This window comes from Rhizobium sp. NZLR1b, assembly GCF_019685155.1.
GTDB lineage: Bacteria > Pseudomonadota > Alphaproteobacteria > Rhizobiales > Rhizobiaceae > Rhizobium.
In genome coordinates, this window is sequence record NZ_JABDWC010000015.1 from 119,349 (window position 1) to 144,695 (window position 25,347).

Consider the following 25,347-nt stretch of genomic DNA (forward strand, 5'->3'; position numbering starts at 1 on the left):
TTCTAAATGGTGCACCGATTGGTAAGCCACACCTTCTCTTCGGCCTCATCCTGATGGGGCCTGGGCTCCGAGGACGAGGGCGACCACCGAAGAGAACTGGTCTGCTGGGTACCTCGCCTGACCGTCAATAAAAGGTAGGTTACCGTTCATTCACCTTTCGGTCGTTATTTTATATATTGTTTACGTTTAAGTTGTATTATTGAGGATGCAGCCACCGCCAGGCTTCTCGGGAGCAAGGCAGGCCAAAGGCCTGTCTATCGCCGTATGGCATAGAAGGCCCTCCAGCCTTTCGCCCCGACCGCATCCGATCCACTCGTCGCCGCTCATTCAGAGGGCTGCGCGACAATGCGAGAACAAGGCGATATGACAGTCTATTATGTGAACTCGGCAACAGGGGCCAATAGCAACAGCGGAACGAGCGAGGACACGCCTTTTGCGTCCTTCTGGGCGGTGGAAAATCTGAAGCTACAGCCCGGCGACAGTGTGCTGCTCGCTGCCGGTAGCGTGTACAACGACCAGCTCGACCTCAAATATTCCGGCACCGTCAGCGCCCCGATCACCATCGGCAGCTACGGGGTCGGCGATGCGCCCGTCATCCACAGTCCCGGCGACGGCATTCACAGCCTCTATGCCTCCAATATCGTCATCGAGAACATCAAGATTTCGGATACCGGCGGTGCAGCCATCTATGGCGGCAGTGTTTCGAACTGGACGGTGCGCAATGTCGAGGTCGATCACACCGGCTTGGCAGGCAAGGCCGGTTCCGTCACCTTCCGAACCGGCTCGAACATCACCATCGAAAACAGCACGATCAACGACGTGAACGGCGACGGCATCTGGATCGAGAAGATCAACGGCGTCACCCTCATCAACAATACCGTCACCAACGCCCATGGAACTGCGGCAGACGCCGTGCAGATGAACGACAGCAGCAACATCCTGATCAGCGGCAATGTTCTCGACCAGACGGGTGCCATCAGCACAAAGGGCGTGCTGGCGCTCATCAGGCCTGTGAATGCCCTAATCGAGGATAACACGCTGGTTGGCGGCGGCTTCGGGGTGAGCGCTCAGGCGGGCACGAATATTGCCATCCATGACAACGACATTTCAGGATATGGCGGTTACAGCTGGTCCTACGCCATCGGTCTCGGCGACCAGGGCGATACGCGGGATTATGATATCTCGGGCAATTATATCCATGACGGCGTATGGGGCGTGGCGGTCAGCGCTGCCGGCACCACCAGTTATATTCGTGAAGATATCGATATCCATAACAACGTCTTCGACGACCTGTCGCAGGCAGCGCTGAAGGTCGACAGACCTGCATCCGGCGCCTTCCACGATAATGTCATCGCAAGCGACGTTACGCCCTACAGCATATCGCCGGCAATCATCGCGGCGAACACCTTTCCGGTCAGCAACAACACGACGCTCGACGAGGCCCAGGCGACGCTTTTCGCTCACGATAGTCTCACTGCGGCAGATACGACGCACGTGGACGCGGCCCCGGCGATTGTCGCAACCCATGACAGCCTGAAAATCTCAGCCGACACGGATGGCGCCCATCATGGCAATCTCCTTGAAAACGACAGCTCGGCCAATGGGACCCTGCTGCTTCGCCGCTTCGGGGGCGAGGTCGTCGGCAAGGATGGCCTGACGCTGACCGGCCAATACGGCAGCATCCATGTCGACGATCACGGCGACTATAGCTACACGCTCGACACGACGAAGCTTGCCGGGCTTAGCGGAAACGTGAGCGAGACTTTCCTCTATAAGATCTCCGATGGGGTCGCGCATCATTTCGACACGGATACGCTGAGCATTTCCATCCATGTGGATGGCGTGCTGACGTGACGGGGGATGCCGGCGGCAAACTCATCAGTCGCCGAGCAGGATCCCGGTGACGTCGATTTCGATTTCCGCGCAGATGATCTCGTATTCGGTAATGATCGCCGGATCGGCCGACATATCCTTGCGCATGCGATCGAGGACGGCGCAGGCCTCGCCATAGGCTCCGCACAGTTCGTAAAGATGGGGCTGGCTCGCCGCGGCCGCTCGGATCGTTGCCCTCGTCGCGGGCAGCCTCATCATCAGCCTGGCCAGCCCCTGTTCGGCGACCTGCCGGGTGATGTGTGCTACACCTTCATTCCTGACCATGCCATCGACCCTCGCTGCCTGTATTCTGCTGTCGAGAGTTAGTACGAAGGAATGCTGCATCTGGTTTCATGCCGGATGCGGAATTAGATTAGCGCCGCGTGTCTTCCGCTGAGCCCGGCATTGCGCGCCAGAATTGGAAAGGCACTTGGTCAACCGCTGGCGATTGGCGGCTTTCTCCCTGGGTTGTCCGCTCAGGAGGAGAGGCCGATCGTGATGGTGGCGGAAAGCACGCCGCCGTCGAGCTTCTCGAAATCGAACATGTGATCGGCGGCATCCTCTGGGATAAGGCCGTCGGCTTCAGTGCGGGTATCGCGGGGAGGGCGTCCAAGATAGTCCGGATGTTCGCCATAAATGATGTCGCTCAGCGTATCGTCGAAATAGATTTGGCTGACGAGAAGCTCCTTGCCTTCGACCAGGATGCGGCAGTGAACATGCGGCGTGCGGCCCTTGTACCATCCGGGATAGGCCGTCAGGAAGCTTGCCTGCCCCTCAGCATCCGTCAGTTGGCGCCCGCGAAAGGCGAGCCCGCCGACCGCCTCGGCGTCGCCGAGCGTACACATGTCGGCCGCCTCGCGTCCGGAATAGACGCCGCGATGATCGGTATGCCAGATCTCGATATCGGCATTTTCGACCGGGCGGCAATCGGCGGCATGGACGATGCGCACGGCCAGCCGCAACGGCAGCCCCGCCTTTCCTTCCGAGAGGTCCTGACGGGCCGGAATATTGTTGACATGGCAGGGGCCAAGGGTCTGGGCGGTGGTCACGATGCAATTCGGACGGCTGCGGAAGAGCGGCGCAGGCAACTTTTCCAATGCGACCGACTTTGTGCCGCCGCTCAGGAAATCCGTTCCCTTCCAGTCGAATGTCCTGGCGGCAACGGTGATATGCCGCCGTGGCCAGATGGCTGCCGCAGCCACGGTTGAAGCGACAATAGTCGCACCTCCAAGCACGAGGGTTCGCCTTTTCATATGTCTTCCTTTCTTGAAGACGCAGCGTGTAAGGAGGATGCGCAGGAAGTTCCAATTAAATCCAGACAATGATTGATGGCAACCTGGGCCGAAGTCTCCAATCTTGCCATCAACGAGCTCCCGCTGCGTCTTATAGGCTTGCCAGATATCCTCCTTGGTCGGCCGCTGATGGCAGAGGCGGAAATTATCTTCGGCCGCATCTGGACCAAAACAGCCATTTCCGATCTTGCAACCTTTACAGCGCGGCGCGTCTTTTCAGATGCGCAACGTCGCTGTAACTCTTTGGAGCAGGCATCCGACATTCGTTGCTGAGCCAGGGCAGGGCACATGGAACCAACCCACTTATTCGAGCTTGTTATCGCGATGTTTCTGGCGATCATCGCGCTGCACTATGCTGCCCACAGGCTCGGACTGCCGCCGTCCGTCGCGCTGCTGACCGGGGGCGCTTTGCTGGCCTTTGTGCCGGGGCTGCCGGCGATATCAGTCGATCCCGAGCTGGTGCTGGTCATCTTCCTGCCGCCGCTGCTGATGGATGGCGCCTGGTCAATTGCGTTGTCGCGGCTGCGGCGCCATATGATCGGGATCGCCTCGCTTGCCGTCGGCGCGGTACTCTTCACCTGCGCCGTCGTGGCTGTTGTCGTCCATCTTATCTTTCCATCACTTCCCTGGGCCGCCTGCGCGGCATTGGGCGCGATCGTTGCGCCGCCGGACGCGGTTTCAGCGCGCGCCGTGCTGGAGCGCGTAAGATTGCCAAGGCGCCTTCAGATTCTGCTGGAAGGCGAGAGCCTGCTCAACGATGCGAGCGGCTTGGTTCTCTTCCGTTTTGCCGTTGCCGCCGCCGCAACGGGAGCCTTCAGCGCGGGGGAGGCGGTTGGTAACTTCTTCGTGCTGGCGCTCGGCGGCGCCATCGTCGGCATCGTGATCGGAGCGGCGTGGGTCAAACTTATCCGGCATCTCGGCGACGACTATCTTATCATCGCCGCCACCGTGTTGCTCGGCTGGATTTCCTATCTGTTTGGCGAACTGCTGCATGTTTCCGGCGTCATCGCCACCGTTACCACGGGCCTGATCGCTTCCTGGCACCAGCACACTGTATTTTCAGCGGCGACGCGCATGCGAGGCACCTCGTTCTGGACGGTGATGATCTTCCTTATGGAGGCGGCGGTCTTCACACTGATCGGGCTGTCGCTCCGGGATGTCGTCGAACGCGGCGGCGGCTTTAACACTGTGATCGCGACGATGGGACTGCCGATGCTGGCGATCCTCGCGACACTCGTGGTCGCGCGTTTCGCCTGGGTCTTCGCCTCCGATCTCGTCATCAGGTCGTGTGCAGCGCTCGGGTTCACGCGTGCCCGGCCGCTCGGAGCAGGCGGGGCGACCGTTCTGGGCTGGGCAGGCGTGCGCGGGGTGGTCACGCTCGCTTTGGCGCTGAGCCTGCCCGAGGATTTCCCGGGCCGTGACTTCATCCTCGCCACGTCCTTCGCCGTCATTCTCGGAACCGTGCTGGTACAGGGCACGACATTGGGGCGGGTGATTGCTTGGGCGCGGCTGGCGCCGGAGACGGAAAGAGCGCGCCTGACAATGAGCCAGGCCGAAGCCGCCATGGCACAGGTGCAGCTCGGGATCGTCCAAAACCTGGCATATGACGCAGAGGGAAAGCTCATCCACCCTCAATTGCTGGAGCGCTATCAGCGCAGGGCGACAGCCATCGTCGACTACGCCGAGAGAACCGAGCATTACGTGCCGCTGCTCCATGCTCATTTTGACGTCGTTCTCGAAGCGGTTGCGACAGGGCGACGGGAACTCATTCGTCTCCACCGCGCCGGCGACATCGATGACGAGACGCTGGACGAGCTGGAACGCGATCTCGATCTCGAGGAACTGAGCGCGATCTCGGCCAAGGCCTGACGTTCAGTGTCTCACGCGTGGAGCTCGCGAAGCGGGCCAACTGTCGGAGCTCTCTTCGCTGCCACGCTCTAGATGGCAACCTGTTCACCGAGCTCGACGACACGGTTCGAGGGCAGGTTGAAATAGTCGGAGGGATCGATCGCCAAGCCTTCCAGCGCCATGAATATGCGCTCCTGCCAGCCGGGCAGTCCGGTGTTCGGCGTCCTGACGAGGTTCCGGCGGCCGAGATAGAAGGAGGTCTTCATGATCTCGAACTTGAACCCTCCCTCCCGGCAGAGGGCGAGCGCTCGGGTGACATCGGGGTCGTCCATGAAGCCGAAGGTGAGATCAAGCCGCACAAAGCGCGGCGAGAGCTGGCTGATCTTAATGCGGCGGCTGTCCGGAACATAAGGTTCGTCTTCGGTCCAGACGCTCAGGATGACGTTCTGTTGGTGGAGCACGTGGTTGTGCTTGAGATTGTGGAGCAGAACATTCGGCGTCCGATCCGGAACGCTGGTCAGGAAAATCGCCGTTCCCGGAACGGTGACCGGCGAATGGTCCGACTTTCGTTCGATCGACCTTATGAAGGAATCGAGCGGGATCTCGTTGTTGGCACGCAGCCGCTTCAGATAGGCCTGCCCTCGGGTCCACGTCCACATCAGGATCATGATCGCCAGCGCAAGGGCGACCGGAACCCAGCCGCCATCGTAGATTTTCAAGAGGTTGGCTGCCAGGAACAGGACTTCGATGAGGAAGAGCGGCAGCAGCACGACGGCGGCGAGCACGAGGGAGTAGCCCCAGACGGCCCGGAGGAACTGGAAGACCAGCATGGTCGAGATGACCATGGTTCCGGTCACCGAGATGCCGTAGGCCGTCGCCAGCGACTCGGAGTCGCGGAAGGAAAAGATCAGCATCAAGACGCCGATCAGCAGGAGAAGATTGACGCTCGGCACGTAGATCTGGCCGGTGTTGGTCTCCGATGTGAACTTGATCCGCAACCGCGGCAGGAAGCCGAGGTGAACCGCCGAGCGGGCCAGTGAAAATGCGCCGGTGATGACAGCCTGGCTGGCGATGATCGTCGCCATCGTCGCAAGCAGAACCACCGGCAGCAAGGCCCAATCGGGATACATTAGAAAGAACGGATTGGCCGCCGTTTCGGGATGGGCGAGAACCAGCGCGCCTTGGCCAAGATAGTTGAGGAGCAATGCCGGAAATACGAGCACGAACCATGCCGTCTGGATCGGGCGGCGGCCGAAATGCCCGAGATCGGCATAGAGCGCTTCGCAGCCGGTGACGGTCAGAAAGACGGCACCGAGCACGATGAGGCCGACGGTGCCGGCATGGGTGAGGAACAGGAATGCATTGATCGGATTGAGCGCCTCCAGGATTGTCCAGTCGTCACCGATATGGATCAGACCGCCCGCCGCCATGGCCAGAAACCACAACACCGTAATCGGCCCGAAAAACATCGAGACGGCAGCCGTTCCCCGCGACTGGACGCCAAACAGAACGATCATGATCGCAGCCGAGGCAAGCGGCACGTATTCGGCAAAGGCCGGTGTGACGAGCTTCAGGCCTTCGAGCGCCGACATGACCGACAGAGCAGGCGTGATCATCGCATCGCCGATGAACAGAGCCGCTCCAATCAGCCCGGCGAAAAAGAGCACAGGCACGTTTCGCCCCATCTTCTTCATCAGCAGGGCGAGAAGCGAAAGCGTGCCGCCTTCGCCATCATTGTCCGCTCTGAGAAGGAAGAGCACATATTTGAAGGTCACAATGATCGTCAGCGTCCAGACCATCAGCGAAATGAGGCCGACGACCTCGGCCTCGTGGACGCCATCGGCGGCAAAGGGCCTCAGCGCCTCACGAAGGGCATAGAGCGGGCTGGTGCCGATATCGCCATATACGACGCCGATCGCGCCGACGACCAACCCGACGAAGCCCTTTCGGCCGGTACCTTCACCCGTTCTGTCTGCATGTGTCGACGTCATGGTTCCCCGCTCATGCCACCTGGCCTTGAACACAAACATATGCCGCATTGCAGAACGGCAAGTAAATTGATGTGGCGTGCGATTTTTTTGTGAGCAGTCAGGACGCCCAAACCGGTGCAACCATACGGTTAACACGCGCGGCGGCTGTCGGTTGTCCTGGGGCATTCATGTCCGTAGCCGGCAGGGGTGATTACCGGCTTTTGCTGGGTGATTGGAGCCATGTGCACTGTATTACTTGGCGCATCTAAAGTATTATTCATAGTTATCTTGAATGTAGCTCGTATAGGTGACAACCAAAATCGCACACTATCGTCAACTCCCTGGCGAATGATCTTGGCGCTCAAGCACTTGCGGGGTGCGGTGCGTCGCCTCTGAATGAACCTCGTTCGGATAGCGGATGTCTAGCCAACTTGCCTGCAAAATATGCGTTCTGCCGGGTTTGCGATGGTCGTGTCCATCCGAGATCGATGGCTTGCACTGGGTGATTTTCGGTCTCGTTTCGGACAAATTCTTGCCGCCAAAATGCCAGTATTAGTTGTTTCTAAATCACGCCATAATTGGCACCTACGTTGCCGCTCCTGATTTATTCTTTGCCACATTTCTGAATTTCAACATTATACAAACAATGGTGGGTAACTATGAAAGTTATTCTCGTCATCGTCCTCACGGTGCTTGCCGTGCCCTGTGAGGCGGACATGCTGGGCACGGCATCCAAGTACAAGAGCATGCACGAACGCTCCATTTCCTTCCTCAGCATCAATCCCCGCAGGGTTTCGTGGTGCGGGGCGTTCCTGGCCTTTGTCGCCAAGCGATCTTTCCGGCAGCCGCCGCCCAATCCTAATATGGCGATATCCTGGAAAAATTTCGGCAGGCCGGTCTTCTTCCGCTCAGCCAGGCGGGGAGACGTGGTGGTGATCCGAAGCGGCCGACGCTTCCATGTCAGCCTGTTCGATCACATCGACCAGCGCCGACAGTACGTCTACCTGTTCGGAGGCAATCAATCCAACCGGGTGCAATTGTCCAGGTATCGCGCCAGTTCGGTCGTCGCAGTGCGACGATGATGCCGGCTTGCAGGCCGAGTGCGCGCGCGTGGCCGGTGGCCGACCTCGTCCTTCGAGGCCCTGCGGGCACCTCAGCAAGGATGAGGTGGGAGAGAGGGTGCGGCTTGTGTCGCCGCGCCGTGCCAGGGGCCAGACTCTGCAAGGCAATGGATTGGCGACGGACGCAATTGCAGGTTAGCGCGGATAGGAATTGCCGCTGACACTCCTGAACGCGGTGATGATGCTCTCCACCGCCAGTTCTGCATGATCCGATGTCGTTTGGAAATTGGTGACGGAGAGGCGCAACACGTCGCGGCCGCGCCATTTGGCGCCGCCGGCGAAGATCATGCCGTCGGCCTGGATCCTTTCGATCGTCTTTCGGGTCAGGGCGTCGCCTTCTTCGGAGGGCAGGTCGGCTCCGAAGCGGATGACGAGCTGGTTCAGCGTCACCTCGTTTAGAATGGCGATGCCGGGCTCGCGAGCAAGCAGATCGGCTGCCAGCCGCGCCGAGGCGCAGCACTGGTCGATGAGGGCGGCCACACCCTCGCGGCCGAGATGTTTCAGCATCGCCCAGGTGGCGAAGCCGCGCGCGCGCCTCGAAAGCTCCGGCACGTAATGGGAGGGATCGCGTTCGCCTTCGCCGGCGAGCGGCAGATAGCTTGCGGCGATCGTCATGGCGCGGCGATGGGCGAGCTCGTTGCGGACGATCGCATAGCCGCAATCATAGGGCGTCTGCAGCCATTTATGGCCGTCGGTCGCCCAGCTGTCGGCCGCTTCGATGCCGCGGCTGAGATGGCTGGTCTTCACTGACGCCTGCGCCCAGAGGCCGAAAGCACTGTCAACGTGCACCCAGGCGCCTTTCGCTTTCAAGAGGGGGATGATGGCGGCGAAGTCGTCGAAGGCGCCGGTATTGATCTGCCCGGCCTGGAGAATGGCGATGACGGGACCGGAGACCGTATCGAGCGTGCCTGTCAGCGCGGCCAGGTCGATCCGCCCCACTGGATCTGTGCGCACGCGCAGCACGCGATCGTGGCCGAGGCCCAGGAATTGCAGCGCCGAGAACACCGTCGTGTGGGCGTCGTCGCCGATCAGCACGGTGATCTCGGGCCCGCCGAACAGGCCATTGGCATCGGCATCCCAGCCGACTTGGCGCAGCACCTCGCCGCGTGCGGCGGCAAGGCAGGTGAAGTTCGCCACGGTCGCGCCCGTCACGAAGCCGACCGAGCTTTCGGCCGGCAGCTTCAGGAGATCGAGAAGCCATCTTGCAGCAACGGTCTCGACGGCGGCCGCGGCCGGAGCGACAGTATGATTTCCGGCATTCTGGCCCCAGGCGCTGGTAAGGAAATCAGCCGCGACACCGACCGGATGCGAGCCGCCGATGACCCAGCCGAAAAAACGCGGGCCGGTCGTCGCGTGCAGGCCGGGCTCGGCGCCATCCGAGAGCTGCCGGATGACATCGAGCATATCGGAACCGGCGGCCGACAGCGGCTCGTCGAAAGCGGCGAGGGAGGCGGCGTAGTCGTGAGTGGGCACATGGCGGGCGGGCGCTGCTTGCCGGAACGCGGCCGCAAGCCGAGCGGCTTCCTGAAACAGAGATGCGATTGCCGACATGCGGATCCCCTTCTGTCGTCGATCCTGAAGGGCCGCCGCTCAAAGCGAACTGCTCTATCAAGGCAGTTTAGCCGATATCGCCGGCGCTGTCGTTGCGCGCCTCGAGGACGCATATTGAGGTTGGCGCACAGTATGCCGAGCGCTCCTGCCCAGGGCACTGCCCGAAATCGTCGTTGCTACGAGTGCGAGAGCTGTAGCCCCGCGAAGTCCTGGCACATACAGGAGGATTTGAGTGGCAGCCGCCTTCGGCGCACGTCTCGCCTTTACCGGGATGCTTAAGATAAATCGAGCATAGCGGGAGATGCCTTCTTATTCTCTCCAATAACCACCCTACAATATGCTGTTCATTTCTGAAATTATTAACATCTGCTTAAAATCTATTGCATTTTACCAAGTATCATTCAATAATGTGGAAATATCATTCGCGCCGCTGTCAAGGCCGCTCTGCCAATCAGCGAGGGATATGCATTGAAGTATTTCGTTGTCTACGCGCTGGTGTGCTCTATGGTCGGGATAATTCTTCTCGTCTTCATCCATCAGATTGCACCCTTCAAAATGGACAGACTCAGCGATCAAGCGACCGCTTGGTCAGCCGCTACATCGGCGACCGTGTCAGCCGATACGCCGGCGACTGGGTCAGCCGATCAATCGCCGACCAGGTTAGCCGATCAAATGGCGACTGGGCCGAGCGAACAGCCGGATGAGCTGGTCGTTCGGTCGACGCGCGAACCGGCGACCGACCAACCAGCCGTCCAGCCGCCCGATCAATGGGACCTCCGGCCATCGAACCAACCGGTGGTCATGCCATTCAATCAATCGGGCGTCCGGAAGGGCGGCCGGGTCGGAACTTCGGCGGAGTAATCGCCAGCGGAGCATCGGCCTCGCCCTTGGAGGTTCTCGCGGGGCGCGACTCAGAGTGAGGTCTCCTTGGAGGCGCGTGCATCCTTCTGCGCCGGCTAGCATATGCGCGGCATCCTCCAACTCATCCTGAGGCGCGTAGCCATAGGGCGGAGCCTCGATGGACATACCGCAGCGGCTTCTTGCATTCTTTCCACGTCAGTGCACCCGCCTCGTCCTTCGAGCCGTGCAGGCGCCTCAGGATGACGCTCTCTCAGGCGCTGGCGCGAGGGGTGGCGCAATAGGAGCAGGAATCGAAGTCATCGCGTCGGCTTGCATCGGCCGGAGCCCTCTGTAATGACGTAGCTGAGATTTCCGAGGAGGTCTCCGATGGATGCGAGCGGCGTGACGATCAGGCTTATCCAGGCAGACGAAGTGGAGGCTTTCCGGCGTATTCGCCTGGAAGCGCTACGCGCCGAGCCGTCCTCCTTTGCGAGCCGCTACGAAGATTGGGAGATCTTGCCCGACGAGGAGTGGCGCAATCGCCTGAACGAGCCGGTTTTCATTGCGTTTCAGGATAATGAGCCCGTCGGTATAATGGGCCTGCTGCGGCAGCGCTCGAGCAAGATGGCCCATCGCGCGACGATCGTCATGGTCTATATCCGCGCCCACCTGCGCGGAACGGGTCTCGCTGGAAAGCTGCTGGAGGCGGTTTCCGATCACGCAGGCGACTTCGGCATTCGGCAACTGGAACTGTTCGTCAGCGCGGAAAACCCCGCGGCAATCCGCTTTTACCAGCGGCAGGGCTTCTCCGAGATCGGCAGGATCCCCGGCGGGGTTCTGGAGGAGGGCAGGGAGATCGACGACGTTATAATGGCTCGCCGTCTGGTCGATTGGGCCTGACGGGGTAATTCAGCTCAAACCCCTTTACCTCATCTATTGACCTCAAGCGCGGTTGGGGTCGCAGGATGCCGGCATTAAAGCGCGTCGCGATCTTTCAGAATCGCTCCTTGCGCTTTAGCTCGTTGTTTTTGCGCATGTCGTTGCCGCAAAACCGCTGCACACTTTTGCGCGACATGCTTTGGGCTGGAGGTTTGCCGTGACGAAGATTCTGAGAGACGAGGATCTGGCCGGCAGTGCGTTGATGGGCGTGGCGATGGATGCGCTCGAGACCGCTTTTCTCGCGAGAGCCGGCAATCGGCTGGTCTCTCCGCCCCGGCATCATGTGTCCTTTCCCGATCAAGGCGATCTCGTCTTCACCGTCGGCGGTATCCTTGGCGACAAACCGCTCGCGGGCTTTCGGGTCTATGAAACATTCGGCGGGACGGAGCATTCGCAAATCGTCGCGGTGTGGTCGGCCGACGATGCCAGGCTCAAGGGCATCGTCCTCGGAGAACGCCTCGGCAACCTCAGGACCGGCGCCATCGGAGGTCTCGCCATCCGCCATCTCAGCGCGCCTGATGCCAGGATCGTTGGGATCCTCGGCAGCGGCGCGCAAGCGCGAACTCAGCTTGCCGCAGCCGCCGCCGTTCGAAAACTGGACCGTGCCCGCGTCTATAGCCGCGACGAGAAAAATCGCGCCGCCTTCGCGGCCGAAATGCAGCACGCCCTGGGGCTGGAGGTGGACCCTGTCGGTAACGCTTGCGAAGCCGTCGATGACGCCGACATCGTCATCTGCGCGACGACGAGCCAAACGCCCGTCGTCCATGCGCGGGATCTGAAGCCCGGCGTGCATGTCAACACCGTCGGCCCGAAAACGCTTCGGGGATACGAGCTCGGCCTGGATGTCGCTGATGCCGCAGCGGTAATCGCGACGGATTCTCCCGAACAGGCCCACGCCTACGCTTCGCCCTTTTTCCTCGCCGGTTCCGGCAACGAAGATCGTTTGGCCGACCTTGCCGACATCATTGCCGGGAGGACGGCGGGGCGAGGATCGCTTGGAGAGACGACGCTGTTTTGCTCGGTCGGCCTGGCCGGAACCGAAGTCGTCGTCGCCTCGGCAATCCTCGATAGGTTAGGGGTGTCGGTGTAGGCTTTGATTCGGGGGCGCGGCTTTAAGCGTTTGTTTTTATTCATGTTATCGTTGAGTAAGAGGCGAGGCAGGGATATCTACGACGTCAAATAAGAGGGCACGACATCCTCCAACGTCTGGCCGTGCGGCAACCAGAGATGCGCTCAGAATCTGATTCAAGGACGCGCTTCAAGCCTCTGTTCACCCTGTCCATTCGCTCCTTCACTCCAGACCCAGGACATCCCGCATGCCGTATTCGCCGGGCGCGCGTCCTGCGACCCAGCGGGCGGCGGCAAGCGCGCCGCGGGCAAACATGCCGCGATCGAGAGCCGAATGCGAAAGTGTTATGACTTCCTCGGCGGCGGCAAACAGCACGCTGTGTTCTCCTACCAACCCGCCGGCGCGCAAGACGGCGAAGCCAATCTCGCCGGGCGGCCGCTCGCCGGTGATGCCATCGCGCCCGCGCCGCTCGACGGATGCCAGGGAAACGCCGCGGCCCTCGGCGGCCGCTTCGCCGAGCATCAGCGCCGTGCCGGACGGCGCGTCGATCTTCCTGTTGTGGTGGGCCTCGAGGATTTCGATATCCCAGCCATGCGCGGGAAGGGCGCGCGCCGCCTGAGTGACGAGACCGATCAGCATGTTCAAACCGATGGAGAAATTACCAGAGCGCAGGATCGGAATCGTCCGGGCAGCCTCAGCGATCCGGTCGAGGTCATCCGGCTCGAAACCCGTCGCTCCGATCACCAGTGCCGGACCGCCGGCTGATGCGCACAAGCCGGCAAGTTCGGCGGCAGCGCTTGCCGTCGTGAAATCCAGAATCACATCGGCCTCCGCGATCGCATCCGAGCGGTCGATCAGCCCGGCGCCTGCAGAGCCCTCACGACCGATGCCGCCGACGAACGCAAAAGTCGGATCGGCTGCCAGCAGCGGCAGGATGGCACGACCCATGCGGCCGTTCGCACCAGCGACGGCTATTTTGATTGATGAGTTCACGGTCTTTCCTAGCTGGGATATTTCCGACGGGAGGGCTGTTTGCATCCGGCATTCGCGCCGGAGAAGGGGATTTGCAACTACCGCATTCGGCTGCCGGCGCAAAGCCGGGTCTCCTGTGGCTGCCTGACGTTACCAGTTGCCGGGGTCGGCGGTGTGATCAATGCTGGCGAATTCATCGGCCTTTTCCCGATCCAGCTTCACCTCCCTGGTCACCCTTGTCTCGTCGGTGACCGCATAGCGGTCAGGGACCGGTCCTCTTGATAGTTCCTGATATAGGAGCAGTGCAGCCTCCTCGGCAGTATCTGCCTCGATCTCCCGGGTGATTGATACGGTGAACTTGTGCATGGCTTCTGCCCTCTCGATCGGCGCGCAGGCTTACCCGTGGCTTGAGCAGTCTGACACGAGTTTTGTGTCGAGGACACAAAAAGCGTGTCGTCTAGAATATGATTCATGCGATGGTTTTAGGTCTCTGTTTTTATGAATTTCTTGGTGCCAGAAGCGGCGCATACTTTTGAGCGAACTCGACCGGTGAGGAAAGATCATGCGCTTGAACCAGGTGACCGTTACGATGCCTGACCTCGATGCGGGCTGGGACTTCTACTGCGTCCTCGGTCTCAGGCCCGTCGTCGACGCCCGTCCTCGGTATGCGCGCTTCGTCTGTCCCGACGGGGACAGCACCTTCTCCCTGCATCAGGGTGAAAGCGGCGGTGGGGGAACCACAGTCTATTTCGAGTGTGAGAACCTAGACGAGACGGTCGGCCGCCTTAGTGAGGCCGGCCTTCACTTTGTGAGCGGACCCGAGGACAAGAGCTGGCTCTGGCGCGAGGCGGAGCTGCTCGACCCCGGCAGCAATCGCATCATCCTTTATTTCGCCGGATCGAACCGCGTCGATCCGCCGTGGCGAGTGGATCAAGGCAGGCCCGAAGTAGGGGCTTCGGCGCCGAGGGATCCCCGCCGCTCCCCGAATTGACGAATCGCGGTCGCCTCGGCATCTTTAACTCGGCGTGGCCTAACGCCGAACCTCCCCAGACCTTCCCCAGCAGGGTCTTCAACCGGAGGCAAAGGGGTTTTCGTCTCGGGTCGTTACTTTGGTCCTGATGTTTCGGGCCTGTTGCTGGGGAACGATGTCCGGAACGTGAGAGGCCCTGATATGACTGAGAATGGAAATTTCAAGCGGCGGGTGCGTGCGCGCGCCGCCAAGACGGGTGAATCCTATACCACCGCCCGCATGCATCTGCTGCCCAGCTCGGCGGAAGACGTAGCGCCCGAGGTGAGGCGCCTGCGTCTCGCTGTGGCGCAGACCACTCATGCAGACGATCCCCGTGACATCGACAAGCTCCGCCGCAGTGGTCAGGAGATTCGCCTGCTGATGCGGCAGGCGCGGCAGGCGGGGGCACGGCTCGTGCACTTTCCCGAAGGTGCGACGTCAGCGCCGAACAAGCGCATCATGTCGGAAATCGGGCCGCGAGAGATCGGGCCATCCGATTGGCGGCGGTTCGAATGGGCCGTGCTGCGTGAGGAACTGGATGCAACGCGCAGGCTGGCGCGCGAACTCGAGCTCTGGACGGTCATCGGCTCAGTACATCCGCTGACGGAACCGCATCGACCGCACAACAGCCTCTATGTTGTCTCCGACCACGGCGAATTGGTGACGCGCTATGACGAACGCCTGCTGTCCAACACCAAAATTTCCTTCATGTACACGCCGGGGTCGATTCCTGTGACCTTCGAGGTCGACGGCATCCGCTTTGGCTGCGCGCTCGGCATGGAATGCCACTATCCAGAGATTTTTAGCGAATACGAGCGGCTAGACGTCCATTGCGTGCTGTTTTCGACGACAGGCGGTTCACCGGCTACTGAACCGTCTTTCGCCGCAGAGGCGCAAGGGCATGCGGCGAGCAATAGTTACTGGGTCAGTTTCTCGATCCCCGCCCATCCCGGTCAGGCTGATCCTGCTTCTTCAGCGATCGTCGCGCCTGGCGGCCGATGGGCGGCGCAATGCCCTACGGATGGCACGGCCGCGATATCGGTCGCCGATATCGACGACAATCCCGGCGATCTTTCCCGTCCTTGGCGGCGCAAGGCGCGGAGCGGGCTCTACGAACCGCATCGCGTTGCCGGCGACCCGCGCAGCGACGGCCGGGATATGTTTTAGAGCCACGTCGTGTCGAACCTCACCCCGAGGCGGCCAGCAAGGCCTCGAGGGGTGAGGCGTGCCCGAGACGCTGCTGCAAGTCGGAGGTGTCGATCTCCGACATTGAGCCGCGCTATAAATCCGCAATGAATTTTGGCGGGCCGCGGCGGTCACCAGGCATGAACCCTTGTTACGCAACGACGTCGGATATCGTTTCGGCCGAAGCGCCTACCAGACTGAACTCGCCGTCGCGAAGGCGATAGAATCCGTATTGGGGAACGGGCAGTTCCAGCATCTCTCGTTTTGAAAGGCCAGAATAGACACCGCGGACCAATCTGCCAAACAGCCCGTGAGAAATCGCGACTGTCGGTCCGCGTATGCCTGAGATCCAGTCCTTCGCCCGGGCACAGGCAGCATCAAAGCTTTCTCCGTCGGGAGATTTGAAATACCAATCAAAAGCGTCGGACCCGTCCAGCATTCCCGGAAACTCGTTGTCGATTTCGAACTTGGTCATGCCGTCCCAACAGCCGATGGTCACCTCCATCAGCCGCGGTTCCTGGTGGGATTCCAAAGGCAATATCCGTTTCACTCGAGCCGCAGTCTCTTTCGTTCGACCTAGCGGGCTAACTTGGAGTTGGAATGAACGCTCGGTGCCTGCGACTTCCTTTTTCAGAAGCTTCGCCGCCTGTTCGGCCTGTTCGATACCGCGCTCCGTAAGGGATGAATCTTTCTGGCCTTGGAAGCGGCCTAAGCTGTTCCAAATGGTCTCGCCATGGCGAAGCAGGAAAATCATCAGCGTTGTTCCAGGCAAATCAATGCAACAATGAGGGGTTTATTGAAGCGAAGAGGACGGTGCAGCAGCTCGCTCATGCTACAGATCAATGATGACTGCAATTGGCGCGATCCGGGAGAGCCAGGCCCTCTTTTATCGGCTCTTTGCGTCCGCTTGGCAGCGCTCGGCAGTCCTTCCCGAGAAATTGCTACCATGGGCTGGAGAAAGACGGTTTGCCTCATATCTAACGAAGGAAATGCGAAACGAAGAGCGAAAGGACCGCGCAATGGCGAAGAATACGATCTGCGTATGGTATGACAAAGACGCCGAGGAGGCTGCCCGCTTTTATGCCGCGACGTTTCCAGACAGTGCCGTAGGCGCCGTCATTCGTGCACCGGGAGATTATCCGGATGGCAAGCAGGGAAACGTCTTGGTCGTTGAATTCACCGTTGCGGGTATTCCTTGCATCGGCCTGAACGGCGGTCCCGCGTTAAAACACAACGAAGCCTTTTCATTTCAGATTGCAACCGACGACCAGGAGGAAACCGACCGCTACTGGAACGCCATCGTCGGCAATGGCGGCCAGGAGAGCGAGTGCGGCTGGTGCAAGGACAAATGGGGTGTGTCCTGGCAGATTACGCCACGTATCCTTTCCGAAGCGCTCGCGGCAGGTGGCGACCAGGCAAAGCGGGTTTTCGATGCGATGATGACCATGAGGAAAATCGACGTCGCGGCGCTCGAGGCGGCTCGGCGCGGCTGAACCTTCACGCAGTAGGTTTTCCGGAGTGTCGGGTCCGGTGAGATTGACCTACATTTCCAGGGTCCTTCGGAAACGGGACAGGCTGTCAAAACCAGAGATCGCGCACGCAGCGCTCTTTGGACGGAAGATCTTCGAACGTATCCAGGCCGTCGAAGTGATCGATTGGCAGATCGGCGACCAGATCCGGCGGCGCAAGCCGGATGTTGACCGCCATGCGCCGGCGGCCATCCTTTTGAAGCCGCAGGCCGCGCCAGCTCAAGACACAGGCGCAGGATGGGCAGAACAAGATTTCGAGGGACGAGGTCTCCCGGCCGGAGCGGGTATAGGAGGCGGTTTCTCCGCTGAGAGCGATACGCTCTCCTTCGTAATCATAGGCCCAGAGCGTGCCGTAGCGGCGGCAGAGAGTGCAGTTGCAGGCGGTGATCGAGCCGGGATCACCTCTAAGTGTCCAACTCGCCTTGCCGCAATGACATGAGCCCGTCAGCATGAGCGTCGGTTCAATCCTGCTTCTTGTTCAAGGACAGCATCCTGCCTCAATGGCGCGACGACCGCAATTGGGGCTTTCGGGCGCTCGCTTTCCCGCGCTCGCCAGGCTCTGTTTTGGCGATATTCCCGTTTGGTCAATTTATAAAAGTTCTAGTTGAGATGGCGGCCAAAAGATGATCCCATACGACTTGGCGTAGTCCGAGTCCACGCTTCCTCCCAATTTTGATCCGAGCGGCCCATGTCGATTTCCGATGCGATTTACCGTCCCTTCGAAACGTTGATCCGGCCGCTCGACATTCCCTACCGGCCGCTGCCTTCCAAAGGTCCGGTGACGGTGCTCCTGCACTTCATCTCGATGTTCCGTGGCGTGCTGATCGCGCTAGCGCTTTGCTCCATGGTGTTCGAGTTGATCAACCTGACGATCGTCTGGGGGCTTTCGGTCATCGTCGATGGCGTGACGCAACAGGGCGCCGCCGCCTTCTTGCACAATGAATGGCTGCTGTTGACCGTTCTCGGCTTCCTGATCTTTCCGGTCATGCCGATTGTGTCGTTCATGCTGAATACGCTGAACTCGCATACTTTAGGCATCGGCATGCCGGCTGCCATTCAATGGCAGGGACATAAGGCGGTGGAGCGGCAAGACCTTGCCTTCTTCCATGATCTCTATGCCGGCCAGGTTGCCTCACGCCTCTCGCAGGTATCCTCCGCCGTCCAGCAGCAGATCCTTGCCGGCTTCCAGTCCATCCCGCGCTTCCTGATGCAGCTGGTGGGCTCTGTGATCCTGCTGAGCGCACTCGCCTGGCAGCTTGCCCTGCCTGTCGTCGTCTGGATCGCGCTCAACATCGCATTCACCGCCAGGATCGTGCCAACCTTCGTCCAGCGCTCGCGCCGCAACGCCAAGCAGCGCAGCCTGGTCGCCGGCGCCATCACCGATCTTTATACCAACATGCAGATGATCAAGCAGTTTGCGGCCGAAGACAGCGAGGCCGGCGCCATCCGCCGCATCATCCAGAGGACCGTGCAGACGCAGCACAGCGAACAGCGTATCTATCGGTCGTCGGAAGTGACTGTCGTCATTCTCAACACGCTGCTGTGGCTGACCATGCTGTCGATCGGATTTTCCGGCCTTGTCAAAGGCTTCCTCACGGTCGGCGAGTTCGTCGGCGCGGTCTACATCCTCAACCGGCTGTCGTCGCAGATCTTCGTCTTCCTCCAGATGGGCCAGCAGATCTTCCAGGCGATCGGCACGATCAAGGACGCCATGCCCGTCATGACCACACCTCCGACGATCACCGACCGGCCGGATGCGACCGAGCTCAGTGTTCAGCGCGGCGAAATACGTTTCGAGAACCTCCACTTCGCCTACAAGTCAGGCAAGCCTGTCATCAACGACCTGTCGCTGACGGTCCGGCCCGGCGAGAAGGTGGGTCTGGTCGGCCTCTCCGGCGCCGGCAAGACCACGCTCGCAAATCTGCTCCTGCGCTTCTACGACATCGGCGACGGCTCGATCCTGATCGACGAGCAAGACATCCGGGCGGTCACGCAGTCAAGCCTTCGCCGCGCGATCGGGGTGATCGCGCAAGACGTCGCACTGCTGCACCGGTCGGTCGGCGACAATATCCGCTACGGCCGTCCAGAGGCGACGCAGAACGAAATCGAACGGGTGACGAAGATGGCGAGCGCCGATGCCTTCATCGCTGATCTGACTGACAGCGAGGGCCGCAGGGGCTATGACGCCTTCGTAGGCGACCGCGGCATCAAGCTCTCCGGCGGCCAGCGCCAGCGTGTCGCTATCGCCCGCGTTCTGCTGAAGGACGCGCCGATCCTGGTGCTCGACGAAGCGACCTCCGCGCTCGATAGCGAATCCGAAGCCGCCATCCAGGGGCGGTTGAACCTCGTCATGGAGGGAAAGCCGGTGATCGCCATCGCCCACCGGCTGTCGACCATCGCCAGGATGGACCGGATCGTCGTGCTCGATCGCGGGCGGATCGTGGAGGAGGGCAATCCGGACGAACTGGTCGAAGGCGACGGCCTGTTTGCCCGCCTGTGGAAACGCCAGACCGGCGGCTTCATTCCCGAAGACATCGTTGAAGCATTTCCGGCCTCACCCAGGGCTGACTGAGTCGTTGAATTTTTTGTCGCGGCAGACTGAGTCGACGCACCCCTTGACGATCACGGCGGCAATCCTGCCTATTGCCTGCAAGGGAACCGGGGCAGGGTGGTCATGATCAATCCGTCGAGTAACTCGGGAATGCGCGACGCCGATGTCACCATCCGTCGCATTCTCAAGGTCAACCATGCGGGCGAGTTCGGTGCTATCAGGATCTATGGCGCCCAGATCCTGATGGCCCGGCGGCTGTTTCCCGACATCGTGCCGGCGCTTGAAGAGATGCGTGAGGACGAGATCGACCATTGCCGGCTTGTTTCGCGAGGCAATGCCTGCAAGGAGCGCCAGGCCCTGCCGCGTCATGGCCTTCTGGAGCCTCGGCGGTTCCGTACTCGGCATCCTGACGGCGCTTGGCGGGCGCAACATGATCTGGATCTGCACAGAGGCCGTTGAAAGCACGGTCCATCGCCATCTCGAAGACCAATTGGCCTTCCTCGCCAAGCGCGATCCCGAGCTTCACGCCCTGATCGCCTCGATACAGGAACAGGAGCTGGCGCATCTGAGGAAGGCTGAGGACAGTCAAAGGAGACGGGGCCTGAACCACGCCTTGCTCCTGCCCATCATCGGCTCTCTGACCGATCTGATGATCTGGCTCTCCACCTGGGGTGACTCGAGCTGGATGCGCGCCGAAATGACACGTGCGGGGAAGGGATAGGCTTTGACGGGGAGGTTCGGAGGAAGCAATGGCGGCAGAGGCAACGGTAAACTTTGAGGTCGGTGGGGATCATGTTGTCGGAACATTGCGTCTGACGGCCTCGGCAAACGCACCGACTGTCGTGCTTCTCCATGGGTTCGGAGGAACGCGGCACGAACTCATGATTTCTCAGACCGGCACCGGTATCTTCACGCATACGGCGGAGAAGCTCGCGTCTCTCGGTTTTTCGAGCCTAAGGATTGACTTTCGAGGTGTCGGCGAAAGCGGAGGACGCTTTCAGGACACGACATATAATCGCCAAATCGAGGATTGCATCGCCGCCATGGACTTCGTCAGCGATCTGCCGTCGGGTGGTCCGAATGCGATCTTTCTGCTGGGATGGAGCCAGGGTGGCCTGGTTGCTGCCGTGGCGGCGGGCCGAACAAATCGACCAGCGGCGGTCGCGCTCTGGGCCCCTGTCGGCGAGCCGAAACTATCCTTTCCAGCCTTGATTGGGCGTGATGTGTATGAACGGGCGCTCGAAAACCGATCGCCCACCAAGCTTCAACTTCCGTGGGGCTCGTCCATAACTCTCGGCCATGACTTCTTTGCCGACGTCGAAAGCCTGGATCCGCTGGACGAGATTGCTAAGTATGATGGACCGGTTTTCCTTGCGGAAGGCAGCCTGGATACCGCCATTCCTGTGGGAACAGCGGCAAAGTTCGCTCGGGCGCATAAGGGGGCACACCAAGTTTGGGAGGCTCCCATGGATCACATTTTCAACACTTGTAAGAACGTCGATATGCTGGACCGGCTGATCACGGCCACGGCAAGGTTTTTTGGTGACCGGCCGGATGATAGATGAGGCACAAGGCTCAACGCCCGCCTCGATGAATACCGGTTCTATTCGACAAGCCCGAGGATCGGGCCGTAACCGCCGTGCCAGGAGCGGTCGTTGCGGCCCATTGCCGGATGGTAAAGCCCGACACCGTTTCCGCCATCGAGAAACAAGGCGTCGGAGCATTTCAGCTGTTCGCGGAAGAGCCGCGCGAAATCGTCGAAATTCACCCCGTCTTCACTGATCACCAAGCGAACCGTGCCGGCCGCGCAGACGCCGACACCGCTTCGGCGGGTTCGATCCGTCGAGCCTGGGATGAAGATCGGGTTCAGCGTGCCGGCGATGACAAGCATCGGGCCGGACTGTGTAGCGAACCGCACTTTGGGCGCAAGCTTCAGAAATTCATCTGTAGGGAGGATGCCTGCGCCGGTTTCACTCAGAAAGAACACGCCGTTCGGCTTCTTGTAGAAATTGGGTACCTGGCTGGCGGAGCTTTCGGCCTTTGCGGTATTGGCGGGTTTCAATTCCCTGCTGTTTTCGACATACAGTCCCATCGGCGAAAAATCGGCCCGGTACATGCCGGCGTTGACGGCCAACACCAGCGTCTTCCCCGCCGCGTGAACGGCTTCGGCAAGGCTTGAAAAGGTGCGGTACGGTGCGCCATCGGCGCCCTTCCAGAACAGGCGGAGGTCGGCTTTTTCAAGGTCCAACGTGCAGACGACGTATGCCGCATCTTCAAAGGTTTCCCGCTCGCATTGTCCGGCATGCGCTCGATGTGGGGACATCATCATTGCTGTCAGCATCATGGCCGCGGCGAGCATGCCCTGTTTCAGATAGGTCATTGGTCTCACGGTCTCGACCTCGTCAAAATGTGCCCGACAAAGCCGTGCAGGCGAGTAGCACGCCCGTCAGGATATTGGCGAGGAAGAGGCGGTAATTCAGGTCGGGGCGGGCAAGGTCGATCCGCCGGGTCTGCCAGGCGAGATGAGCGGCGATGACCAGCATTCCGATTGCATAAGGCGGCGACATGTCCAGCAGCCAGCCGCCGAGCGACCAGGCCCCGACGGCCAGAGCATAGAACAAGCCGATCCACATCTTGCCGTGCCTGCCGAACAGGATTGCCGTCGACTTCAGGCCGAGGCGGGTATCATCCTTCAGATCGACATAGGCGTAGACCGTATCATAACCGATCTGCCAGGCGATGGCCCCGCCCCACATCAAGACGGCGCCGGCCGGAATATGGCCTGCAAGCTCGGCCCATGCCATCAGCATCCCCCAATTGAACGCTGCACCCAGGACGGCCTGGGGCCAGTGGGTGAAGCGCTTGCAGAGCGGGTAGATGAAGACCAGCGGCAGAACCGAGATTGCCACCAGGCACGTATAGGGTGTCAGGAAGAGTAGAAGCGATGCCGCAGCCACGAGTTCCACGGCCAGAAAGACGAAGGCGTGCAGGGTGCGGAGCTCCCCGCTTGCAAGGGGCCGGAAGCGAGTCCGTTCCACATGGCCGTCAAACTTCCGATCCGCGATGTCGTTGACCGTGGAACCGGCACTTCTCATCAGCACGGCGCCGAGAGAGAAGATCGCCAACTGCAAGAAGTTCGGCAGACCGTGCGATGCCTGGATGAGGGCGGCCCAGCATGGGAAAAGCGTCAACCAGATTCCGACCGGGCGATCGAGCCGCGCCAGTCGCGTGTATGGCCGCCATGCGGCCGGTAACCGGCGATCCACCCAGTCGCCATGGTTGATGTCGCTGAGATCAGGGCGGCTGAGTGTCGTCATGATGTGATCTAAAATTCCTATCGCAATAAACCGGATGCCTCAGCTTTTCATCGCCATCGGTGACGCCGAGAATAGGAATTTTTGCAAGCACTGCAACGGCAGTCTGCCGTGACTAAAGCGCGTCGCGATCTTTCAGATTCCCTCCTTGCGCTTTAGCTCTTTGTTTTTACGCATGTCGTTGCCGCAAAACCGCTGCAAACTTTTCCGCGACATGCTTTAACATCCCCGCCCGCATGACCTGCCGAATGGATACGCCGGTTATGCGTGAGCCGGCTGGATGCTGTCCTCTACAACGCTGAGGTCCAAGTGTCGCAATTCAATCGTTACGACTATTCCTATCTCCCCGCCCATATGACGTGCGGGCCAGCGCCGCGATCCGGTGCATCCCTTGGCAGGCCGAAGAAGCGCTTTGCCATTTCGGTGGGGCCGAGATCCTCCAGAGATACGAACCCCAGGCTCAGCAATCGCTCGGAGATTTCCTTCGGATCGAAGTGTGTCAGCCACGGTTCGCCGGCCGCAGCCGTGCGCGATCCCATTTCCGCCGCGCGGGCACGGCGTTCGGGTGAATAATTTTCGAGGGGTTCGCTGTAGTCGAAGACGACGGATGCGCTCGGCAGGCCGGCGACGAAGCGCAGCAGGGAAAAGACCGACGCCTCCTTGAGATAGGGCACGACGCCGAGCCAGATGAAGAAGGATGGCGTTTCCAGCTTGAAGCCGGACGCGACGAGGCACTCTTTGAGATCTTCTTGCTCGAAATCGACCGGAACGAATGTCGGCGGGGCGTGCGTCAGCTCGGTTTCGTTCAGCCGCGTCTGCTTCCACCTTTGCGTGGCAGGATGATCGACTTCGAAGACCTTCAGGCCGGCATGGGGATTGCGCAGTGCAAAGGTGTCGAGCCCGGCGCCGAGGATAACTGCCTGCCGGACGTCTCTTGCTACGGACAGGGCAAGGCAGTCTTCGGCATATCGGCTGCGTGCCGCCATGAAGAGGCGAAAGGATCGCGTAGAGGGGTCCCGGGCTTTCAGGTCAGCCTCGGCGCTCGCCTCCTCACCGAGTATCCGGCGAGCGTAGGGGTCGAAGAAGATTGCGCCGCCATCGACGTTCTGGTGCGCCGCCCTGTAGGCTGCAGCGCCCAGCGCGGTGCGGCTTGGTTCCGATGCTCGCATGAAAGCCTCGTTGTCTGTAAACCTTGGTCCCGACGCCCGGACCGTAGCTGACCCTTGTCATCGCGGGCAGGTTAAAACACGATTTTAACGATGTAAAGATTAGATCAAGACATGACTAGGGATAAAACAGCGACCCGCTATCATCACGGCAATCTGCGCCCCACGTTACTGGCGATGGCAAGGGCGCTTATCGAGGAGGGAGGCCCGGCGGCGCTCAGCATGCGGGAAATCGGTCGCCGCGCCGGGGTCTCGGCTCCGGCGGCCTACCATTATTTCAACAGCCTTGACGCCATCGCGGCGTCACTTGCCGAACAAGGCTTTGCCGAACTCAGCGAAACCATTGATGCCGCCCTGGATGGTCCCCGGCGACACCTGCTTGCCGGCGGCATCGCATATGTCGCCTTTGCCCGCGCGAATCCGGGCCTCTATCGGCTGATGTTCGGGGAGAGTTTTCAGGCCTATTCCAAAGGAAATGAAGCGATCCGCGCCTCGCGGGCGCGGATTTACCGGCAGATGAAGGACGATCTGGAAAAACGGCTGACGCCTGAGGATGTGCCGATTGCCGCGCTCTTTCTTTGGTCGTTGACGCACGGCCTTGCCTTGCTGATGATAGACGGCCAGGTCGAACCCGACGCGGATCTCGACACGAAGATCGAGGATATCCTGAAGTTCGCCGGCATGAGGCTGCCTGCAGCGAGATAGGCGGTCGACGCCTTGAGCAAAAGCGAAAGGCACGAACATTCGGCAAGGAGCCCAAGACATTCGATCATTACCAAGCGGTACGAGCGGTACCGAGTGCCGTGGTATGAGAGGAAGAAACGTGGGCGACGTACGCCTTGAGCGACACGACACAGTTTCCCGGACAGCTGAGTTTGTGCAACGTCAAGTGCTTCAGCAATAACTCTGCGTCGCGCTTCTCGGATAGCGGAAATGTCACAGTCATGCGAGTTTCTCCAACGAACAACCTGAGCGTCTACAGAAATAGTGGTTAAATTTTTTTGCGCTGCAACAAGAAAATTTTAATAATAAAATTAAAATCGATTAGCTTTTCGGGTGGAATTTTTAAAATCGTTTGAAATTTGGTTCTGCGCTGGAAGCTTTCAATTCGCCGTCGGA

General features: G+C 60.3%; 23 protein-coding genes and 1 pseudogene. 13 read left to right on the forward strand and 11 right to left on the reverse strand.

Annotated features, from left to right (window positions below):
- The first annotated feature begins 363 nt into the window (after positions 1–363).
- On the forward strand, positions 364–1,854 hold the full coding sequence (locus HJB84_RS20965) for a right-handed parallel beta-helix repeat-containing protein (protein ID WP_207580920.1): 1,491 nt from the start codon (positions 364–366) through the stop codon (positions 1,852–1,854).
- Positions 1,855–1,878: 24 nt separating this feature from the next.
- Here the strand turns inward: HJB84_RS20965 and HJB84_RS20970 are convergent, their stop codons facing one another.
- Both HJB84_RS20970 and HJB84_RS20975 read right to left on the reverse strand, forming a co-directional pair.
- Positions 1,879–2,157 (reverse strand): nodulation protein, encoded by a 279-nt coding sequence (locus HJB84_RS20970; protein WP_207584333.1) that lies wholly within the window; start codon positions 2,155–2,157, stop codon positions 1,879–1,881.
- A gap of 191 nt (positions 2,158–2,348) precedes the next feature.
- Complete coding sequence (locus HJB84_RS20975; RefSeq protein ID WP_221116768.1) at positions 2,349–3,125, reverse strand: protocatechuate 3,4-dioxygenase; 777 nt, start codon at positions 3,123–3,125, stop codon at positions 2,349–2,351.
- 75 nt (positions 3,126–3,200) lie between these two features.
- Between HJB84_RS20975 and HJB84_RS20980 the strand changes: the two genes are divergently transcribed.
- Together HJB84_RS20980 and HJB84_RS20985 are read left to right on the forward strand one after the other, a co-directional pair.
- A complete protein-coding gene (locus HJB84_RS20980) occupies positions 3,201–3,437 on the forward strand; it encodes a hypothetical protein (RefSeq protein WP_207580918.1) in 237 nt (78 codons plus the stop codon).
- 15 nt (positions 3,438–3,452) lie between these two features.
- Entirely contained in the window at positions 3,453–5,033 is a 1,581-nt protein-coding gene (locus HJB84_RS20985) for a Na+/H+ antiporter (protein WP_221116769.1), read from the forward strand.
- A gap of 68 nt (positions 5,034–5,101) precedes the next feature.
- Here HJB84_RS20985 and HJB84_RS20990 read toward each other — a convergent pair whose 3' ends face one another.
- Positions 5,102–7,003 carry a potassium transporter Kup gene (locus tag HJB84_RS20990; RefSeq protein ID WP_221116770.1) on the reverse strand — a complete coding sequence of 634 codons (1,902 nt, stop codon included), beginning with the start codon at positions 7,001–7,003 and terminating at the stop codon, positions 5,102–5,104.
- Between the two features lie 638 nt (positions 7,004–7,641).
- Between HJB84_RS20990 and HJB84_RS20995 the strand changes: the two genes are divergently transcribed.
- Positions 7,642–8,064, forward strand: a complete 423-nt coding sequence (locus tag HJB84_RS20995; protein ID WP_207580916.1) for a TIGR02594 family protein — start codon at positions 7,642–7,644, stop codon at positions 8,062–8,064.
- A gap of 174 nt (positions 8,065–8,238) precedes the next feature.
- Here HJB84_RS20995 and HJB84_RS21000 read toward each other — a convergent pair whose 3' ends face one another.
- Positions 8,239–9,654, reverse strand: a complete 1,416-nt coding sequence (locus HJB84_RS21000; protein WP_207580915.1) for an aspartate aminotransferase family protein — start codon at positions 9,652–9,654, stop codon at positions 8,239–8,241.
- A gap of 1,227 nt (positions 9,655–10,881) precedes the next feature.
- On the opposite strand from HJB84_RS21000, the gene HJB84_RS21005 reads away from it, so the two are divergent.
- Both HJB84_RS21005 and HJB84_RS21010 read left to right on the forward strand, forming a co-directional pair.
- Positions 10,882–11,394: a GNAT family N-acetyltransferase gene (locus HJB84_RS21005; RefSeq protein ID WP_221116771.1), complete on the forward strand. Its 513-nt coding sequence runs from the start codon at positions 10,882–10,884 to the stop codon at positions 11,392–11,394.
- Positions 11,395–11,590: 196 nt separating this feature from the next.
- Positions 11,591–12,523, forward strand: coding sequence for an ornithine cyclodeaminase family protein (locus HJB84_RS21010; RefSeq protein ID WP_207580913.1), 933 nt, complete (start codon positions 11,591–11,593; stop codon positions 12,521–12,523).
- Between the two features lie 201 nt (positions 12,524–12,724).
- Here HJB84_RS21010 and dapB read toward each other — a convergent pair whose 3' ends face one another.
- Entirely contained in the window at positions 12,725–13,495 is a 771-nt protein-coding gene (dapB, locus tag HJB84_RS21015) for a 4-hydroxy-tetrahydrodipicolinate reductase (protein WP_221116772.1), read from the reverse strand.
- A gap of 129 nt (positions 13,496–13,624) precedes the next feature.
- Positions 13,625–13,840, reverse strand: coding sequence for a hypothetical protein (locus HJB84_RS21020; protein ID WP_207580911.1), 216 nt, complete (start codon positions 13,838–13,840; stop codon positions 13,625–13,627).
- 196 nt (positions 13,841–14,036) lie between these two features.
- On the opposite strand from HJB84_RS21020, the gene HJB84_RS21025 reads away from it, so the two are divergent.
- Positions 14,037–14,465 carry a VOC family protein gene (locus HJB84_RS21025; protein WP_207580910.1) on the forward strand — a complete coding sequence of 143 codons (429 nt, stop codon included), beginning with the start codon at positions 14,037–14,039 and terminating at the stop codon, positions 14,463–14,465.
- A 180-nt stretch (positions 14,466–14,645) separates the two neighbouring features.
- Positions 14,646–15,650 carry a carbon-nitrogen hydrolase family protein gene (locus HJB84_RS21030; RefSeq protein WP_207580909.1) on the forward strand — a complete coding sequence of 335 codons (1,005 nt, stop codon included), beginning with the start codon at positions 14,646–14,648 and terminating at the stop codon, positions 15,648–15,650.
- A gap of 169 nt (positions 15,651–15,819) precedes the next feature.
- On the opposite strand, the gene HJB84_RS21035 is transcribed toward HJB84_RS21030, so the two are convergent.
- The gene (locus tag HJB84_RS21035; RefSeq protein WP_207580908.1) at positions 15,820–16,422 is read right to left on the reverse strand and encodes a histidine phosphatase family protein; all 603 of its coding nucleotides are present in this window, start codon (positions 16,420–16,422) and stop codon (positions 15,820–15,822) included.
- A 265-nt stretch (positions 16,423–16,687) separates the two neighbouring features.
- On the opposite strand from HJB84_RS21035, the gene HJB84_RS21040 reads away from it, so the two are divergent.
- A complete protein-coding gene (locus HJB84_RS21040; RefSeq protein WP_207580907.1) occupies positions 16,688–17,161 on the forward strand; it encodes a VOC family protein in 474 nt (157 codons plus the stop codon).
- Between the two features lie 85 nt (positions 17,162–17,246).
- Here HJB84_RS21040 and HJB84_RS21045 read toward each other — a convergent pair whose 3' ends face one another.
- Positions 17,247–17,648, reverse strand: a complete 402-nt coding sequence (locus HJB84_RS21045; RefSeq protein WP_207580906.1) for a GFA family protein — start codon at positions 17,646–17,648, stop codon at positions 17,247–17,249.
- A gap of 237 nt (positions 17,649–17,885) precedes the next feature.
- Here HJB84_RS21045 and HJB84_RS21050 point away from each other — a divergent pair, with 237 nt between their 5' ends.
- The 3 genes and pseudogenes from HJB84_RS21050 to HJB84_RS21060 all read left to right on the forward strand — a co-directional run bounded on the left by HJB84_RS21050 (position 17,886) and on the right by HJB84_RS21060 (position 21,313).
- The gene (locus tag HJB84_RS21050; RefSeq protein WP_221116773.1) at positions 17,886–19,769 is read left to right on the forward strand and encodes an ABC transporter ATP-binding protein; all 1,884 of its coding nucleotides are present in this window, start codon (positions 17,886–17,888) and stop codon (positions 19,767–19,769) included.
- Between the two features lie 102 nt (positions 19,770–19,871).
- Positions 19,872–20,469 (forward strand): annotated as a pseudogene (locus tag HJB84_RS21055) (demethoxyubiquinone hydroxylase family protein).
- 28 nt (positions 20,470–20,497) lie between these two features.
- Complete coding sequence (locus HJB84_RS21060) at positions 20,498–21,313, forward strand: alpha/beta hydrolase (protein WP_221116774.1); 816 nt, start codon at positions 20,498–20,500, stop codon at positions 21,311–21,313.
- A gap of 38 nt (positions 21,314–21,351) precedes the next feature.
- On the opposite strand, the gene HJB84_RS21065 is transcribed toward HJB84_RS21060, so the two are convergent.
- The 3 genes from HJB84_RS21065 to HJB84_RS21075 form a co-directional block, all read right to left on the reverse strand.
- On the reverse strand, positions 21,352–22,128 hold the full coding sequence (locus HJB84_RS21065) for a phosphodiester glycosidase family protein (RefSeq protein WP_221116775.1): 777 nt from the start codon (positions 22,126–22,128) through the stop codon (positions 21,352–21,354).
- A 22-nt stretch (positions 22,129–22,150) separates the two neighbouring features.
- A complete protein-coding gene (gene ubiA / locus HJB84_RS21070; RefSeq protein WP_207580901.1) occupies positions 22,151–23,065 on the reverse strand; it encodes a 4-hydroxybenzoate octaprenyltransferase in 915 nt (304 codons plus the stop codon).
- A gap of 335 nt (positions 23,066–23,400) precedes the next feature.
- Positions 23,401–24,231, reverse strand: a complete 831-nt coding sequence (locus HJB84_RS21075; protein WP_221116776.1) for an SAM-dependent methyltransferase — start codon at positions 24,229–24,231, stop codon at positions 23,401–23,403.
- 111 nt (positions 24,232–24,342) lie between these two features.
- Between HJB84_RS21075 and HJB84_RS21080 the strand changes: the two genes are divergently transcribed.
- On the forward strand, positions 24,343–24,933 hold the full coding sequence (locus tag HJB84_RS21080) for a TetR/AcrR family transcriptional regulator (protein WP_221116777.1): 591 nt from the start codon (positions 24,343–24,345) through the stop codon (positions 24,931–24,933).
- Positions 24,934–25,347: the final 414 nt, after the last annotated feature.